At 44.8% G+C, this 16657-nt stretch carries 16 protein-coding genes; 5 read left to right on the top strand and 11 right to left on the bottom strand.

Translation table 11 applies throughout. The features are described 5' to 3' along the window. Positions 1-169 precede the first annotated feature (169 nt). The 3 genes from AB4209_RS08830 to AB4209_RS08820 all read left to right on the top strand — a co-directional run bounded on the left by AB4209_RS08830 (position 170) and on the right by AB4209_RS08820 (position 2120). Positions 170-1009, top strand: coding sequence for a LysR family transcriptional regulator (locus tag AB4209_RS08830; protein WP_017068280.1), 840 nt, complete (start codon positions 170-172; stop codon positions 1007-1009). A 98-nt stretch (positions 1010-1107) separates the two neighbouring features. Further along, on the top strand, positions 1108-1827 hold the full coding sequence (locus AB4209_RS08825; protein WP_102393881.1) for a hypothetical protein: 720 nt from the start codon (positions 1108-1110) through the stop codon (positions 1825-1827). A 59-nt stretch (positions 1828-1886) separates the two neighbouring features. After that, positions 1887-2120 carry a hypothetical protein gene (locus AB4209_RS08820; RefSeq protein ID WP_372055585.1) on the top strand — a complete coding sequence of 78 codons (234 nt, stop codon included), beginning with the start codon at positions 1887-1889 and terminating at the stop codon, positions 2118-2120. A gap of 224 nt (positions 2121-2344) precedes the next feature. Here AB4209_RS08820 and AB4209_RS08815 read toward each other — a convergent pair whose 3' ends face one another. The 11 genes from AB4209_RS08815 to AB4209_RS08765 form a co-directional block, all read right to left on the bottom strand. Continuing rightward, positions 2345-3811 (bottom strand): lytic polysaccharide monooxygenase, encoded by a 1467-nt coding sequence (locus AB4209_RS08815; RefSeq protein WP_371724527.1) that lies wholly within the window; start codon positions 3809-3811, stop codon positions 2345-2347. Positions 3812-4295: 484 nt separating this feature from the next. Beyond that, entirely contained in the window at positions 4296-4655 is a 360-nt protein-coding gene (locus tag AB4209_RS08810) for a DUF6559 family protein (RefSeq protein WP_372051074.1), read from the bottom strand. A 29-nt stretch (positions 4656-4684) separates the two neighbouring features. Then, on the bottom strand, positions 4685-5443 hold the full coding sequence (btuD, locus tag AB4209_RS08805) for a vitamin B12 ABC transporter ATP-binding protein BtuD (protein WP_372055583.1): 759 nt from the start codon (positions 5441-5443) through the stop codon (positions 4685-4687). Continuing rightward, the gene (btuC, locus tag AB4209_RS08800) at positions 5430-6425 is read right to left on the bottom strand and encodes a vitamin B12 ABC transporter permease BtuC (RefSeq protein ID WP_017096955.1); all 996 of its coding nucleotides are present in this window, start codon (positions 6423-6425) and stop codon (positions 5430-5432) included. Before btuC ends, btuD begins: the two co-directional genes overlap by 14 nt. A 133-nt stretch (positions 6426-6558) precedes the next feature. Beyond that, positions 6559-7587: a succinylglutamate desuccinylase gene (locus AB4209_RS08795; protein ID WP_017059157.1), complete on the bottom strand. Its 1029-nt coding sequence runs from the start codon at positions 7585-7587 to the stop codon at positions 6559-6561. A 278-nt stretch (positions 7588-7865) separates the two neighbouring features. Beyond that, a complete protein-coding gene (locus AB4209_RS08790) occupies positions 7866-9662 on the bottom strand; it encodes a M3 family oligoendopeptidase (RefSeq protein WP_371721622.1) in 1797 nt (598 codons plus the stop codon). 145 nt (positions 9663-9807) lie between these two features. Further along, complete coding sequence (cobC, locus tag AB4209_RS08785) at positions 9808-10425, bottom strand: alpha-ribazole phosphatase family protein (RefSeq protein ID WP_372055581.1); 618 nt, start codon at positions 10423-10425, stop codon at positions 9808-9810. Positions 10426-10434: 9 nt separating this feature from the next. Continuing rightward, positions 10435-11055 carry a bifunctional adenosylcobinamide kinase/adenosylcobinamide-phosphate guanylyltransferase gene (gene cobU, locus AB4209_RS08780; protein ID WP_017059154.1) on the bottom strand — a complete coding sequence of 207 codons (621 nt, stop codon included), beginning with the start codon at positions 11053-11055 and terminating at the stop codon, positions 10435-10437. 9 nt (positions 11056-11064) lie between these two features. Then, a complete protein-coding gene (locus AB4209_RS08775; RefSeq protein WP_372055579.1) occupies positions 11065-11871 on the bottom strand; it encodes an adenosylcobinamide-GDP ribazoletransferase in 807 nt (268 codons plus the stop codon). Continuing rightward, the gene (gene cobT / locus AB4209_RS08770; RefSeq protein WP_372055577.1) at positions 11871-12935 is read right to left on the bottom strand and encodes a nicotinate-nucleotide--dimethylbenzimidazole phosphoribosyltransferase; all 1065 of its coding nucleotides are present in this window, start codon (positions 12933-12935) and stop codon (positions 11871-11873) included. Before cobT ends, AB4209_RS08775 begins: the two co-directional genes overlap by 1 nt. 57 nt (positions 12936-12992) lie before the next feature. Continuing rightward, on the bottom strand, positions 12993-13604 hold the full coding sequence (locus tag AB4209_RS08765; RefSeq protein ID WP_372055575.1) for a flavin reductase family protein: 612 nt from the start codon (positions 13602-13604) through the stop codon (positions 12993-12995). 718 nt (positions 13605-14322) lie between these two features. Between AB4209_RS08765 and AB4209_RS08760 the strand changes: the two genes are divergently transcribed. Together AB4209_RS08760 and AB4209_RS08755 are read left to right on the top strand one after the other, a co-directional pair. After that, positions 14323-15018, top strand: coding sequence for an NAD-dependent epimerase/dehydratase family protein (locus tag AB4209_RS08760; RefSeq protein WP_017059149.1), 696 nt, complete (start codon positions 14323-14325; stop codon positions 15016-15018). A 185-nt stretch (positions 15019-15203) separates the two neighbouring features. Then, positions 15204-16577 (top strand): L-cystine transporter, encoded by a 1374-nt coding sequence (locus tag AB4209_RS08755; RefSeq protein WP_017059148.1) that lies wholly within the window; start codon positions 15204-15206, stop codon positions 16575-16577. The last annotated feature ends 80 nt before the right edge of the window (positions 16578-16657 follow it).

Raw genomic sequence — 16657 nt, 5'->3', positions numbered from 1 at the left:
TTAGTAAATGAATGAAGTTCCTTCCTCACTCCGATGCAAACAAGTTTATTAATAAACAGAACCTTGATATATAGTGTAAACTTTACTTAAAACCTCCATTTCATTTATGAGTTAATGATAACTCCACCATGATTTGGATGAGTGGCAATAAGAATAGAGGGAACTGAATTTGGACCTTAATCTACTGACGACATTTTTGGCCGTTTACAAACACAGCTCTATCACCGTGGCATCAGAGCAGCTCGATATTTCTCAACCCGCGGTAAGCGCGGCGATTAAGAGACTCGAAGGTGTCGTGGGCAAGGCTTTATTTGTGAGAGAAGGACGAGGTATCGCGCCCACTGGAGCAGCGGTATCACTCGCTAATAAGATAGAAGACCCATTGAACATCATTGGAACGGTTGAGCAGCAAAAGAATGACCTTAAAGTCTATTGCACAGAGAGCTTGCTTCATTTCGTTAGCCAGGTTGAAGGCGTAAGCTTTACGGAAGCGCCACTCGAAGAGGAAGAACTGTTTGATGCGCTTACTGCACAAAAAGTAGATATCGTCATTGATGTACTTTCGAGTAAGAAACACTCATTGATTGAAGAAACCATCGTCGATGAGGAGCCCGTGTGTCTGACTCGAATCAACCACCCTCGAATTGGTGAGACACTAAGTAAAGAAGAGTATTTCCAAGAGGAACATATTGCGCTCAAGATCAAACGCGCCAACATGAACACGGTCGAGTTTTTATCAGAGAGCGATATCGAGCCGAGAAAAGTCAGAATTGAAACCAGCTCAATTTCAAGCATGCTGATTTTGGCAAGCACGACAGATTATATCGCCGCTTCTACTCGCTCTTTTGCAGAAATGCTTGCACCAGCGCTTGGCTTACGCGTTCACCCTATCCCCATCAAATTAAGACCGATCACGTTTCGAATGCTCTATCACCGCCGCTACGCTAAAGACGAACAGCACATCAAAACCCGTGAAGCAATCAAATCAGCATTAAGGAAACATAAATGAAACTGAGGTTTTAACTAAAGTTAACCCTGTTAATATAAATTCAGTTTAATCACATACTCTCTAGCAAGTTAATTCAATAGAACGACACTGGAGAATCCATGAAAAAACTTAACCTTATTGCTCTACCACTTACGTTACTCAGCAGCGCAGCGTTTGCGACTTCGACTCAAGTTTACATCGAACAAAACGTTGCCTCTAATGCTGCTGATAACGGTGTCTACACCACAGAAGCTGGCGCATTAATCGATACCTCAGAAAATGGACAAGTCTATATAGGTTTTGATGACCAGGGTTGGCTAGCCGCGGGTTACGGACACGACTTTCACATCAGCGAATCCTTCACGTTCAACCTATACGGTGAACTCGGTAAATGGGACAACGGTGAAGAGTTATTAATCGAAGGTATTATCGATTATCAAGTGAACGACAACTTCAATGTATTCGGTGGATTGGGATATAACCAGTCAGGGCAAGTACTCGAGAATGTAAGCGACACCACGATCAACACCAATAAGTTCATCGCCGGTGCGGGGTACTCACTCGCAGGCTGGGATTTAGCTTATCAATACACTCACGAAAACAGTGATGGATCCAATGGCGGGTTTACCCACAACGATGACAACGTAATCTTTCATCAAGGCGACTACCGTACCAATGAGCACGAAGTCGTTCTCTCTAAAAGCATCGACGACTGGACACCCTACGTGAAATACACCTACTTCAATACCAACGAAGGTGACCTTTACTTGAACGGCCAATCGATGGGCCCGATCGACAACGACAATATCATTACGCTTGGTTTGTCTTACGACTTCTAAACATCTCAGATTCAATTCTCATAGGCAGATGGATTTGCCCACCTTTCGAGGGCACTACTATGAAAATGACTCCTCAACGCAACAAAGCCATTAATATCGCTGCAGCGATCAGTATCGTTTTGTTTTCTGCGATTCCCACCTACGTAAGTGCTGATCACTTAGACCCCCATTATCTAGAGCCGAGTCATCTAGAAACCAGCTATCTAGACTCCTCCTCCGTCGAATTTATGACACCAGATTTTGATCAGGGGTATCTTAACGATGAGATTAAAGAAAACCTTACTCTGAAATAATTCGTCAACACATTACAAAACGTTATATAGCTCTTGTTTTCTATATAACTCTCATCTTCTTATAGAGCCGTGCTGAGTGATTAAGACTCCGTTCCTGAATCACTTTTTCTAGGCTGATGACATTCAAAACCGCAAATGCAGACGCTAAAAAAGACACCACACTCGTCAAAAAGTGTGGTGTCTTGGTTATTATTGCAAGGCTAATTAACTAACAATAGTTAAGATTAGTTGGCTGGACGCCAAACGCCCCATTTGTCATTTTCGTAAGTCGCTTTAGGGTTAGTACCACCTTGAACCCACCATTGTGCTTTCCATGACTGGTTCGAGTAAGTCACGACTTCGCCACCAAGGTAAGTCGCTGATGAGTCCCACGTACCTGGATCTGGCGTAGGGTCTGGGTCAGGAGTCGGATCAGGATCCGGCGTTGGATCTGGGTCTGGTGTTACGCCACCGTCATCAGCAATTACTTCAAAAGTGAAGGTTTCAACACTGTCGCTTTCAATCGAGCTAGCCATAAACGATAAAGTTTCGTTTGCAGTGATGCCAGTGGTATCAACTACGATAGAAGCCGTGCCGTTATTTTGAATGCTTACAGAAGTACCTTGAGTTTGAGTCAATGTCGCCGCTTCGCTTGTTGCAATTACAACTTTGTCGCCAGCATTCACTACGTTGTCACTCTTCACTAGCTCGTAGATGTCGCCTTTTAATGGTTCAACACCACCGTCGCCACCATCAATCAGCGTTAACTGACCAGAAGCACGGCTATCTTTTGAGTTAAAGAAGTTACGTGAAGGATCGTTTTGGAAGTACATGTAGTGCTGCATTTCAGCGTGCCAATCACCAATGAAGATCGCGCCATCTTTAAACTCTTCGTGCCAGCCGTTAATCTCTGAAGCCAACAAGCGAGCCCAATCGTTAACGTTTGAAGCGTCGATAACGATGTCGAAGCTACGCGCGACTTCACCGTACTTGTTGATGATGTCGTACTTAACCGTATCACCAATTTCTGGCGTACCAAACTGGTCAGAAACAAACAGGTCGCCACGGACTAGATCAGGTTGAGGTGTAGGCTCTGGTGGAGGGGTTGTGCCACCCGCGATAGTGATGTCTGAACAGTTGTAGAAGCCTTCGCCCGCAGCATCATCACGTTGCCAACGAACGAATAGAATCGCATCGCCAGAACGGTCTGAAGGAATAGTGACATTAATGCGGTACTTGCCGCCATTAACCGGAACGTTACCCTCTTCTTGGATAAGATCTAAGTCTCCCCACGCTAGGCCTTTGCTTAGGTCCGCGTTTGGTTTCGTTAGGTAGAACTCCCAGAAAGAAGGGTTGTGTGGCGCTGTCGCATTGAATACATATTCAAACGTACCAGTATTTAGCTCGGTACGAGTCCAACCAGTATGAGGCGCACCCATGCCGCGTTTTTGCGAATCGTTGGCATAACATAACGTGCCGTCAGGAATCGCCGCTTTTACAGCATTGATATTATTGAAATCTTGGACATTTTTCGCGTACTCGTTACGTTGAACAAACGGGTATGAACCCGAAATGTCTTTTGCTTGAGCACACGCAGCATTAGGTGGTGTACCCGACCAAATCCCGCCTTGCTCGTAACACGTGTTCTGACGCGCGCTTGGAAACTCAGACCAACCATGAGCATTTGCCACTGACGGCACACTCGATAGCATAGCCATACCCACTGCTATTTTTAGAATATTATTATTTATTGTTGTCACTTTCCCACTCTCTATTATTTTACCCTAAACACAAAACCAATTGGTTACTAACCAACCAGCACTGTAATTCGAAGGTTTATAGTTTCCGACTTAAAGAACAACGAAAAATATATACGTCAATTTTATCAATAACAGCGGGTTTTATATTAATAGGAATCAGCATCACACAACTCAAACAAATGCGTTGTAGATAGATGATATTGGTTCGAACTATCAATTTTTACCGACAAAAATTACGCATTCCCTAAGAAAATAGATCGCTAGGAAGGTATTTTTTCATTGAATTAATTGGAGTGAAACGCTCGCATAAATAATGATATTGAGTGCTTTTTATCATCATTATTACGTTGTTGAGACTGCTGTAAAGTCGCTAAGCTATTGAGCGTATACGTTTATAAATGGATAAATCATTAAACGTTAATTTGAACGAGCTAAACTAATAGCGGCTATTCATGCCAAATCGATTCGACATGTCATCGTCCATACGACCGCCCTTCCAACCGCCGCCACCCAATAGATTAAGTACATCTCGCGCTGTGTAGTCTTCTCCGCCAAAGAAGTCATTAGACACATCATTACGCAGCAACTGAATAGTTGGAGCTAATTCAACAGCAAGATCTTGTGGATCCGCAAACAAGGCTAAAGCAATCTGTTGTTGGCGTTTACTCAACTCACGAGAACTTGTTTCAACCTGCCCAATAGAGAAGAAATCACGGCTTCCGTACGCTTTCACCAACTTTGCAGAAAGTGATTTGATTACTTTCTTGATTCGTCGTCGTTGAATATATCTAAACATATAGATTGCCTTGTATTGATGAGCTTAAGTTAACCAAACAGCAGATAGGTCTGATTGTCGACTGAGATACTTTTGACTTCGGTGTTGAACACGGACTCTAGCTGCTCAGGGGTAAGCACTTGATCAGCTGAGCCTGATGCTTGAAGTACACCTTTATCGAGCAACAACACTTGGTCTGCGTGTCTTAGTGTTCTGTTCAAATCATGGTTAGCCATGATCACGGCGATGCCCTTCTCAGCCACTCGTTCGATAAGCTTGTACAACAAGGCTTCTTGAGCAATATCCAACGGAGCTGCGGGTTCGTCGAGGATCAGCAGCTTCGCGTATGGGTTAAGTGTCGGCCAAATTTGCAGGCACATTCCCGTCAAACGTACGCGTTGCCATTCACCACCAGACAGTGTCTGAATTGAGCGATGAAGTTTGTCTGCAATGTCTAGCATCTGGCTGATTTCTTCCAAAGCTACGTTGATTTCAGCATCAAGGCCGTGTGAGGAGCTTGGCAGTGACAATGCAAGATATTGGAACACTTCTAAGTTGAAGGCTGGCCTTGCGCTTTGGCACAAGTAAGCGCGATGCAATGATAAATCTTGTAAAGACAGCTCCGACAAATCCTGCCCGTCGATCTTTATATCGCCTTTGTAACCATCACCAATTCCAGATATCGCTTCGAGCAAGGTACTTTTACCGCTGCCATTAGGGCCGATAACGTGAGTCACCTGCCCTTGCTTGAGCTCAAATGATAGTGGTAATAAACGAGCGCCGACGCTCAGGCTCTTAATTTGAATCATGATTTTTAATTAACATCCAAATGAAGATAGGCGCACCGATACTGGTGGTCATCACACCCAAAGGCAGCTCTGCGGAATCTAATAAGGTTCTTGCACAGATATCAGCAAACACCAACAACGCAGCGCCAGCAACGGCAGACAAAGGAAGAAGGTATTTGTTATCAGTACCAATCGCTAAACGCAACAAGTGTGGCACAACCAAGCCAACAAAGCTGATCACGCCACCTAAAGCTACCGCGCAGCCGACTAAAATAGACACGGCGAAAATTAGACGCCAGCGCAATCTCGGTACGTTTACGCCTAACTGTGCGGCATGCGTTTCGCCAATCATTAACTTATCTAGCTTACTACCTTGCAGGCACAGCCAAATAATCACGGGGATCATCACCAACGTGAGCGAGTGTTGATACCAAGTGACGCCACCTAAGCTGCCCATCAGCCAATACATCAATAAGCGTAGACTTAAGTCATCACTAAAATAGAACGCCCATGTCACCATCGCGCCAGAAAGAATGCCTAACGCGACACCCACTAGCAGTAATTTAGCCGTGGTGAGTCGCATCGTTTTTACCATGCTCACCAGTATCACGGTGAAACAGAGCGAGCCTAAAACGGCGGCAATCATGAACAGTTCTGGTGTGGGAGCAAACGGCAAGAAGAACAGCACGATAACCATCGCCAAACTTGCACCACCAGAAATGCCGAGCACACCGGGCTCTGCTAATACGTTACCCAATAAGACTTGTAAACTTGCGCCAGATACGGCTAACCCTGCCCCGATAGCAATAGCCGCCAATAGTCGAGGTAAGCGTAAATCAATCAGTAGTTTTTGTTCTAACGTGGACAATGTGCCCAGAGGGGAAATGAAAAGATCGCCAACCATTAGGTAAATCGCACTCAGCGCGACAAGCAGTGCTGCCATCAGATAAATGGCTCTAGTCCATTTGCGCTGTTTTTGGTGAAGAAGTTGTTGGAAATCCATATCAAGCTACTTTGAAAATGTTCGCGTAACCTTACCTGTATCCCCAAATAAACTCAAGGCTCACACCGTAATGTGAACCTTGATATTTCAACCAGTTGAGCGGTGGTTTTCGTCGTTTAAACCCGAGTCGATATTAATCGTACACAAGCTGACCATGGTCGAATCGCGTTTCAACTTCACACACCATTAAGGCTGCTCGTTGACCGATAGCAACATTACGATTAGGGAACACCACCGCTTCGTTTTCATTCTTAGCCATTAACGGTTTATCACCATCATGACCGAATACTTCACCGTGCTTGAACGCGGTAAAGTTCTCTACAGAATCTGAGAACATGAAATCGAAGTCATCATGTAAACGAACAATGGTTCTGCTCACGCGATAAGTGATGGTTCGCTTAGGTAAATGCTCTGGCTCAACTTCAGCAATCAAGTTACGCATCGCCAAGTCAAAAGCCGTTAGCTTATCAAGTTGGTTCTCACCAATTCTCGCGACCTGCCCTAGTTCCATTGTCAGTGCTTGCGCTTCGAAGTTTTCAGCACTGTACCAACTGAATGTACTGGTTGGCGCATTTGACAACAACACTGCTTCCACGTGCGCACTGTTAATGAAATCAAACAGCTCTTTACTGCGTACTTCGTGGCGAACTTTAGGGCTCACTGCAAACGAGTAATGCTTAGATAAACGGATTGCACAGTGCAAATCTAGATGCCAACGAGTGGCAGGTTCCGTTTCTTTGTAAAACTCAGTCACCAAGAACTTCAAGTTCTTCGCGATATCCACTTCTCGATTGCTCTCGTACTGCTTTTCATCAAACAGACGATTCATGTTCACATCAAGAAAACGAGTATGCGCGTTAGTGGCTTCTGGGTGAGCTATGATAAACAAGCATCTCGCGTTTACTACTTGGAAACCTGTTTCAATATCCTCAATGAGCTTATCGATCAGCTCCATTGGTGAAGTTTCGTCGCCATGAACACCGGTTGAAAAAATGATGTTCTTGGTTTCAGAATTAAAATCCGCGGGAATCACTTCCAAGACACCGCGTTGATGAAGCTTAATTTGAACACCGTTACTCAGTACGGTCTGTCCTGCAAACACTTCTTGCTCAAGATCTAGGCTGTCAAAAAGAAATGATTGGCGAAAGAGGGTCTTCGTCATGCGCTACTCCTTAATTGCACGGCCGTATGTTAATAAATTGTACATAGAAATTGTGTTGCTAGGATCGCACTTATCAACAGAAACTCCGTTATCACTCACAAATACTACCCATATATTTTTATATTACCTGCTGACTTTACTAACCGACATCTGTTCCAAATAACTTTCTCTATTTAAAGAGACTTTTGGTTGTTTCGGCTTATCTCAGGTTATGCCAGCAAGATAAGAGCCACGTAAGCTAACACAGCTCTTACCTGCTATGAACAGATTGAGATCAATTAATCTTCCTGATCGAGCAATCTTTCAAATTCATCGATTTGAACTTTGACCATGTCGATGCTTTGTTGCCAAAAATCAGCTTGAGTCAGGTCCATTCCTAAGTGCTTTTGAACGACTTCTTCCGCCATCATGCTGCCCGTATCACGAAGCAACGAAACGTAATCGCCGTAGAATTGCTCACCTTTCGCATCGCGCTGAGCGTAAACACCTTTACTGAACAGGTAACCGAACAAGTATGGGTAGTTGTAGAAGCTTACTTGAGAGATGCTGAAATGCAGTTTGCTCGCCCAGAAGTAAGGGTCAGCTTCTGTCATTGCATCGCCATACCACTCTTTCCAAGTCGTTTCCATCAAGTCACACAGCTGCTGAGCCGTTAGCTCGCCTTTTTCACGCTGCTCGTAGAAGGCTTTTTCAAACTCAAAACGAACGGGAATGTTCACCATTAATGCCAAAGAAGAAGAAAGCTCTTCCCACAGCATTTCAAGTTTCTCATTACGTGTTTGTGCTTGTTTTAACAAATGGTCTCGAACGATATTTTCAGCAAAGATCGAAGCGGTTTCTGCCAGCGTCATTGGGTAGCGTGTTTGACACAACGGCATGTCTTTCATCACCCAGTTGTGGAACGCGTGGCCTAACTCGTGTGCCAATGTCATTAAATCTGAGCGGCTACCGCTCCATGTCATGAACACAAGCGGAGTGCGTGTAGCAGCAAACTTGGTGCAGTAAGCGCCTAAACGTTTGTTGGCTGCTGGTGCGGCATCAATCCAACCATTATCAACCATCAAAGCGACAAAATCAGCCATCTCTGGATTTACTTCAGCGAACGCAGTTTTGATCACGTCGATCGCCTCATCAAATGGGTAAACCTTAGATTCAGCGTCACCCAGCGGCGGCATCGCAGCTAAGTGATTCCAAGGCTTCATTTCATCTAGCCCGTGAACTCTTGCCATTAACAAACCTGCTTTCTGACCAACAGCTCGATTAGCTTTCGCTACCGACATCATGGTGTCTAGCGTTTCTGGCACAATGCGGCTGCCGTGTAGGCTTGGATCTAGGAAATGCACATCGCTAATCTTCGAACGCTTTTTGTTTTCAGTCAGTCGCCAACCCGCCAATGCATTTAGAATCGAAGCAAAAGACTCTTGGTGCGTTTTCATCGCACCTTGAACCGCGCGCCATGCTGGTTCTTGTTTGTCGAATTCGCTGCCGTACAACAGGCTCGCGGCTTGTGAAAAGCCTAGGGCTTCCTCTTCACCGTCCAGCTTTAGCGACAGTTTTAAAGATCCGGTTAGGTTATCGTATAAACGACCCCATCCGTCACGACCATCAACCTTCATCGCTGCTAATAACTGCTCTTCAGCAACACTGAGTCGGCTGCTTGCTAATTTACGTGAGCTCTCAATCGCAAAGCGTTGACCTGCTACGTCCGCACTCTCATGCTCTAATACTGCATCAATAAACTCTGGTTCTGCATGAATTAGTGTGTCTTCGTAAGGGCTAAATGCTTGAGACATTTCAGAGTTCAGTTTGGCAACTCGACCAAGCAGTGCTTTGGCTTCTGTGTGCGTTGCGTCTACCGATGCGTGGCAGGTAGCGAAGGTGTTGATCGTGCTTAGTAGCGTGCCAGCCGCTTCAGAAGTCTGAATCGCGTTTTGCATCGCTAGAATAATGTGACGCTTTTCAACGTGTAGGTTCAACAGCTCAATGCACTGCTGAATGAGTTCAATGTCCTGTTCGATTTTTGCATCATTAAGATCGCTATAAGCAATGCTTAGATCCCAACTTGGTGTTGTCATGACTAAATTCCTTTCACGTAGGTAGTAATACCAATCAGGTATAGCGGCTGTGAACGCCGCTTTATACTTCTATTTATATTTCTGTTTCTATTTCTATTTACAGTTCTAATAGATTGTTAATTCTTAAACTGTGTTTTTTGAACACTCAGAGAACAGGTATCCCTATCGATTTAACGCTGATAAAGCTCTGCGCAAACTGAGTGACTTGAATATGGGTTATTGATGCATTCTCTATCGATAACTTCGAGTACAAGCTCGGATTTTTCCAATCAATATCAAGGCAATACGCCAATAACATTCGAATAACGCCACCATGAGTAACCAACAATAGATTGTCACTTGGATTGTTCAAAAGTTGCGACCAAGCTTGAGTTACTCTGTCATGGAAGCTCTGTAAACTTTCCGCACCAGTCAGTTGATGATTTGCGGGATCTTGCCAAAAAGTGTCTAACATCGCCCACTTGTCTTCAAGTTCATCAAATGGGACACCATCAACTTCACCGAAATTCATTTCTTGGAAATCAGGAGCGACTGACAAAGGCACCGACATGCGCTCTGCATACAGGGTTGCCAGGTCACTGCATCGTCTTAATGGTGAGGTAATAACACCATCGAAAGCGATATCATGCTCAGCCAACGCATCACAAATCTGTTGTTGAAGGTTTGGGTTAACCAACACATCAGATAAACCATTGAGCGCAGCTTTTCCTTCGACTTTGCCATGTCTTAACAAATAGATGTTTTTGGTTGTTCCATTGACCATGTGTGCGACCTAGCCTTGAATATCAAGCAAGTGATTAGATGGTTTTAAGTGCAGCGGCAATCCGGCAGCAACCAGCGTGACGCGCTCAACGACGCGAGCTAGCGCTTGGTTCATTCGTCCTGCATTGTCCACAAACAAGCGAGACACTTTACCCAGCGGCACCACACCTAAACCGACTTCGTTAGAGACCATGATAATTTGCGCCGGACTTTGCTCGACGCTTTTGACCAATACTTCAACCACGGCTTCAACCTGTTCATTAGTTGCGTCATCACCCAGTTCAAAGATGATGTTGTTCAACCACAAGGTTAGGCAATCAATCAATACCACATCTTCTTTCTCAAAAGACTGCAGTTTTTCGGCTAATTCGACGGGTACTTCATGCTCAATCCACTGCTCGCCACGACGTTGTTGATGGTGCGCGATTCGTTCTCGCATTTCATCATCAAGATATGTCGCTGTCGCAATATAATTGAGGCGTCCATTTGAACATGCTTCAAGCGCACATAATGCTTGTTGCTCTGCAAAACTAGACTTACCAGAACGAGCCCCGCCCAATACCAAATGGCTGTTTCGCTGACTTGCTTGATTAATTTGATTAGCTTGAATAGTTTCATTCGTGTTGGTCATAGGAAGCCGTTATAGAAAGCCATTGTAAAATGCAGTAATGAATACAAGGTAAGTCAGCAACTCCATTAACTGTTGAGCCGCACCCAAGCAGTCCCCAGTAAAGCCGCCAATTCGAGCCGTTAACCACTTTTTGAAACCTGTTCTGAACAGATAGGCGACGACAGATAAAACCAAAGCGAATTCAAGACCAAACCACAGGCTAGGCAGCACGCCTACAAGCAATAAGAAGGTAAGTTCACCTTTGGTTTGCTTGTTGGCCAATGGTTTACTTTTACTGGTATCTAAATCGCTGACATAAGGCATGTCGTAAATTAGCGATGCAGCAATCGCGCGGCTAAAGGTATAACTGGTCACGATAACCATAAACAGTCCAGTCATGCTCACGAGTTCATTCAACAGCACCCACTTACCCAGCAGAGCCATAACCAGAGCAGACGCGCCATAGGTACCAATTCGACTGTCTTTCATGATGGTTAAACGGCGTTCTAGGGTCATGCCGCCACCAATACCATCGGCCATATCGGTCAAGCCGTCTTCATGGAATGCGCCAGTGAGCATCAGGCTAAAACTCATCATCAAAAAGATCGCCACCGCACTCGGCAGTATGGCATCGAGTAGCAAGAGCACACCGCCACACAGTACGCCAAGCAACAAACCAACCGTAGAGAAATAACGACCCGAACGGTTCATTCGCTCTGATGAATAGGGCATATTCTTCGGCATTGGCAAGCGAGAAAAGAAACCCATCGCCAGTGCAAAAAGCTCCCACTGATAAGTAACTCGATCTTTCAACGATCTTTCTGGTGCATCACTCATTAAACCGTGACTCCAGCACTTTCGAAGCTCGCCATGTTGTTATAGAACTCGGCTGCCGCACGAATGATTGGCATAGCTAGCGCAGCACCTGTGCCTTCACCTAATCTCAATCCAAGATCGAGCAGTGGCTCAGCGTCGAGCAGTTCTAAAAGAATTTTGTGCCCCGACTCTTCAGAGCGATGTGCGAAGATCATATAGTCTCGGCAGTTTGGTTCAATTAAAGTCGCGACATACGCCGCAACCGACACGATAAAGCCATCGACTAATACTGGGGTTTTGTTTTGGTAAGCGCCAAGGAAAGCACCGACCATTTGAACGATTTCATAGCCACCGACTTGTGCGAGTACCTCTTTAATATCTTTAAGCCCTTTAATATCTTTAAGATCTGTAAGCTCTAAACCTTTGCAACGCGCGACACCTTGCTCAACCACAGCCACTTTACGTGCAAGCTGTTCATTGTTGATGCCAGTGCCTAGGCCAACACACTCCGCTGCAGCACGATTCGCTAATGCACTTAAGATCGCTGATGCGCTGCTGGTATTACCGATGCCCATTTCACCAAACATGATGATATTGGTGCCGTTCGAAATGGTTCTAGATACAAGCTCTGTACCCAGTTCAATCCCACGTTCAACCGTTTCTAAACTCATTGCCGCTTCATTGGCAAAGTTATTGGTTCGCGTACCCAAGCGCTGAGAGATCAACATGTCACTGTCTGATTCCACAGGCAACAATATCCCCGTGTCGACTACCGTGATATCGATATTATTCACCGCACAGAAACAATTGATCGCCGCGCCACCACTTAAGAAGTTCAACACCATCTGTTGTGTGACGGCACTTGGGGCAATACTCACGCCTTCGTCAGCAATGCCATGGTCGCCAGCAAAAATGATGATACTTGGCTTATTCAATTCGATGTGTTCAACCGCAGCTTCTTTGCCTTGGCTCTGAATCAATGCCAATTGATGAGCGACTTTTTCTAGTAAGCCAAGTGCGCCAAGTGGCTTGGTTTTTTGGTCAATTCGGTGTTGGATGTACTGCGAGTATTGGGTATCTAACATAGTTTTTAAAAACGCTTATTCTGGGTACGTTGATATAGGGCTGCTACTTAAGTATTGCTACTTAGGGCGTGCGACAGAAAACACATTAGAAAGCGTCGCGTATTCACCGCCACCAAGTCGAGACAGTGGGTCCAATGCCAACGCATCAACCTTAAGACGTTCACTCTCTTTATCGATCACATCTTCGGAAATGTACACGGTTTCGACTTGAGCAAAGATAAGGCTTTGTGGCACTTCTCCAACCTCTTTTACTTCGTACAAGGTGCATCCAAAAGCGACCGCACACTCTTTCAATCTCGGTAAAGACAAGCCTTCAAATTCAACCAGATCAATGTTATTCGCGGTGACTTCCGAATCACCATGTTCAAGGGTAGCTGCTGTCGCCGTCATGGTTTCGGCAGAACTTGAAGAAGCAATGTGAATCACTAGCTTACCCGTTTCTAGGGTATTACGAGTGGTATCTTTGATTTCGCCGGACGGCTTCTTCCCAACCGATAACATCAGTAACGGCGGATTACTAGAAACAGGCGTGAAATAAGAGAAAGGCGCGAGGTTGTACTCTTGGTCAGAAGATTCCGTCAATGCCCACGCAATCGGGCGAGGAACAACGGTTTGTGTCATCAGGTGATAAATCTGAGTGGGAGCAAGAGTATCAAGCTTGAGGTTCATAGCACGTCCTTGGTCTATGTGAATTACGACTCAGTTTACGTGTTAAGCAAGGCTGTATCTATGGCTATATGGCAGAAACCGCAGAGAGTGTTCTTAATTTAAACAGATCACACTGGTTTTTTCTCAGATTGACAGTCAAATTGACGAACCCTAAAACACAAATAATACTGATAATAGATTTATCAATAACTTACATTTTGGCATCGTTTATGCCTTATCTAAATTACTTATTAATCTCTCCATTGATAAGTACCCATACAGTGAATGCCCACAACACTGACGCTACACGAAGAAAAACAATCGATTGAAAGACAAAACAGAACAACGATTTAGGAGGTGTAATGATTCCAAATTCAAGTAAAAGAAAACCAAATAAATCAAGTAAGAAAGCTAGCAAAAAGGTAAGGAAAATCCCACTGTCCTTTACCTAGTAAGAAGCAAGAAAAGTAACAAAGCCCGTCGCCCAGCGGGCTTTGTTATGTTTAACGCCTAACTTAAGTTTCAAACCGCATTTATCTTTCCCACCGCCATTATGTTTCATATCGTACTTATGCTTCAGACCGTACTTATGCGTCGAGCCAAACTAAATCATCTCTTTTTCCATAAACAGGCGACTCCCCACATACTACTAACCACTCGTTTAACAAACTTTTATTCGCTTAAAATTCAAACACTGTTTATATTAAACAAGCACTTGTGGAGTGAAGAAGGGATTAAAATGAGCATTTCTGGAGACAAAACATCGGTCGTGGTGGCTGGTGCAACCGGGTTAATTGGTCATCATGTGATGAAGTTGCTCATCGATGAACCCGCCGTTGATCATATCTATGCCCTATCTCGCCGAGCGTTAGATTCACAGTTTGATTCCAACAAGCTCCACACACTCATTCACAGCGACCTGCAAGTTACCAGTTGGGATGACACGAATGCGACGCCTAATCTTGGCGTTATCTGCTTAGGTACGACTAAGAAAAAGGCAGGATCAAAAGAAGCGCTTCGCAAAATCGATGTGGAACTGGTTAGCCAAGTCGCACAGTCGATGAAGTTTCTTGGGGTTCAACGCGTAGCGGTCGTTTCTAGCTATGGCGCTTCACCAGATTCTTATTCGCACTACCTTCGCTGTAAAGGACAAATGGAACAAAATTTAAAACGTATTGGCTTCAAGCAGCTTTTCATCGCACGCCCTGGGCCTCTGGTGGGTGAGCGTGATGAACCTAGAGCTGATGAAAAACTCCTGCAAAGTGTCTTTCCTCTGCTGTCTCCATTTATGCTTGGTAAGTTCAAAAACCTACGCCCTATTCAGTCGGAAGACGTAGCCAAAGCAATGTTGTTCCGGTTATTCGAAAATAATTTCCAAAATATCGAAATTTACTCGTCAAGTGACATGCTCAATTTATTGGCAAAATATCGCTAAAAAGCTCACCTATTCATCACAATGTTGAATATCCACCCATCCTATTGAGTGGATATTACTAATCGTTCTAATAAATTACTTTTCCTTATTTTACGTTTTGTTACAGGTCGCTACTGTAGCTAACAGTATTTGCGCCCATATATCTAAGCGCCCTATCGATTTAAAGAGATTCATAAGGAAAACAAATGTCATTTTCAGCTATCGCTGCCTTAGCGGTATTCACTGGTATCCTCTTTTTTCTCTACGGACAGCAGAAAAAAGAAAACACACTTTCTCGCCTCGTTTTACTCGGTTTAGTATTTGGTAGCGCATTTGGTCTTGGTCTACAGCTGTTATTTGGTGAAGGCAATCCGGTCATCAACGAAACACTAGACTGGGTAAATATTGTTGGCCGTGGTTATGTTGGCCTACTGAAAATGGTGATCATGCCATTAGTATTGGTTTCAATGATTGCAGCAGTAGTGAAGCTTGAAAAAGGCGGCTCACTGGGCAAGATTTCTGGTATCACCATTTCTGTACTGTTAGCAACAACCGCGATTTCTGCGATTGTTGGTATTGTTGTAACGCAAGCATTCGGCCTGTCTGCTGAAGGTTTAACAGAAGGCGCTCGCGAAACAGCACGTATCGCAACACTTGAAAGCCGCATCGGTAGCGTTTCAGACCTAACAATTCCACAAATGCTGATCAGCTTTATTCCGACTAACCCATTTGCAGACCTAACGGGGGCTCGCTCTACGTCTATCATCGCGGTTGTTATCTTTGGTGTGCTAACGGGCATCGCTGCTCGTAAAGTGATGGCAGAGAAAGAAGAACTAGAATCTCCAATCCGTACTTTCGTTGAAGCGTCACAATCTATCGTTATGCGCTTAGTTAAGATGATCATGGCACTAACGCCATACGGCATCGCAGCGTTAATGGCGAAGGTAGTTGCAACATCAAGTGCTTCTGACATCCTCAGCCTACTGGGTTTCATCGTTGCATCTTACGTTGCGATTCTACTGATGTTCGTCGTACACGGTGTGTTGGTTTCTTTTGTTGGTGTAAACCCGAAAGAGTACTTCCAAAAGATCTGGCCTGTACTGACGTTCGCTTTCACGTCTCGTAGTTCTGCAGCAACAATTCCACTGAACGTTGAAGCTCAAATCACTAAGCTAAACGTGCCACCAGCGATTGCTAACCTGTCTGCCTCTTTCGGTGCGACGATTGGTCAAAACGGTTGTGCGGGTATCTACCCTGCAATGCTAGCAGTCATGGTTGCGCCTACAGTTGGCATCGACCCAATGGACATCAACTTCATTCTGTCTCTGATTGCTATTATCACAGTGAGCTCATTCGGTATTGCTGGCGTAGGTGGCGGTGCAACGTTCGCGGCGCTTATCGTACTTCCTGCTATGGGCCTTCCTGTAACGATTGCAGCACTGCTTATCTCTATCGAGCCACTTATCGATATGGCACGTACGGCGCTTAACGTATCTGGTGCTATGACAGCCGGTACGATCACAAGCCGCCTATTAGGCAAGAAAGACAAGCAACAAGATCTGGAACAAGCGAACGCTTAATGGGTTCGATTGATTCAAGCACTTGAGTCTCGTTAAACAAAAAAACCGATGCACATGCATTAATGCCGTTCACTTAAGAG

The sequence above is a fragment of the Vibrio sp. 10N.286.48.C11 genome, assembly GCF_041469805.1.
Taxonomy (GTDB): Bacteria; Pseudomonadota; Gammaproteobacteria; order Enterobacterales; family Vibrionaceae; genus Vibrio; species Vibrio crassostreae_C.
The sequence above is the reverse complement of the archived record's forward strand: the minus strand, read 5'-3'. Positions and strand labels throughout refer to the sequence as shown.

Excerpts from the sequence above, each read along its gene's own strand:
- AB4209_RS08825 (WP_102393881.1), top strand. The coding sequence starts at position 1,108 with ATGAAAAAACTTAACCTTATTGCTCTACCACTTACGTTACTCAGCAGC.
- AB4209_RS08820 (WP_372055585.1), top strand. The coding sequence starts at position 1,887 with ATGAAAATGACTCCTCAACGCAACAAAGCCATTAATATCGCTGCAGCG.
- AB4209_RS08815 (WP_371724527.1), bottom strand. The coding sequence starts at position 3,811 with ATGCTATCGAGTGTGCCGTCAGTGGCAAATGCTCATGGTTGGTCTGAG.
- AB4209_RS08810 (WP_372051074.1), bottom strand. The coding sequence starts at position 4,655 with ATGTTTAGATATATTCAACGACGACGAATCAAGAAAGTAATCAAATCA.
- btuD (WP_372055583.1), bottom strand. The coding sequence starts at position 5,443 with ATGATTCAAATTAAGAGCCTGAGCGTCGGCGCTCGTTTATTACCACTA.
- btuC (WP_017096955.1), bottom strand. The coding sequence starts at position 6,425 with ATGGATTTCCAACAACTTCTTCACCAAAAACAGCGCAAATGGACTAGA.
- AB4209_RS08795 (WP_017059157.1), bottom strand. The coding sequence starts at position 7,587 with ATGACGAAGACCCTCTTTCGCCAATCATTTCTTTTTGACAGCCTAGAT.
- AB4209_RS08790 (WP_371721622.1), bottom strand. The coding sequence starts at position 9,662 with ATGACAACACCAAGTTGGGATCTAAGCATTGCTTATAGCGATCTTAAT.
- cobC (WP_372055581.1), bottom strand. The coding sequence starts at position 10,425 with ATGGTCAATGGAACAACCAAAAACATCTATTTGTTAAGACATGGCAAA.
- cobU (WP_017059154.1), bottom strand. The coding sequence starts at position 11,055 with ATGACCAACACGAATGAAACTATTCAAGCTAATCAAATTAATCAAGCA.
- AB4209_RS08775 (WP_372055579.1), bottom strand. The coding sequence starts at position 11,871 with ATGAGTGATGCACCAGAAAGATCGTTGAAAGATCGAGTTACTTATCAG.
- cobT (WP_372055577.1), bottom strand. The coding sequence starts at position 12,935 with ATGTTAGATACCCAATACTCGCAGTACATCCAACACCGAATTGACCAA.
- AB4209_RS08765 (WP_372055575.1), bottom strand. The coding sequence starts at position 13,604 with ATGAACCTCAAGCTTGATACTCTTGCTCCCACTCAGATTTATCACCTG.
- AB4209_RS08760 (WP_017059149.1), top strand. The coding sequence starts at position 14,323 with ATGAGCATTTCTGGAGACAAAACATCGGTCGTGGTGGCTGGTGCAACC.
- AB4209_RS08755 (WP_017059148.1), top strand. The coding sequence starts at position 15,204 with ATGTCATTTTCAGCTATCGCTGCCTTAGCGGTATTCACTGGTATCCTC.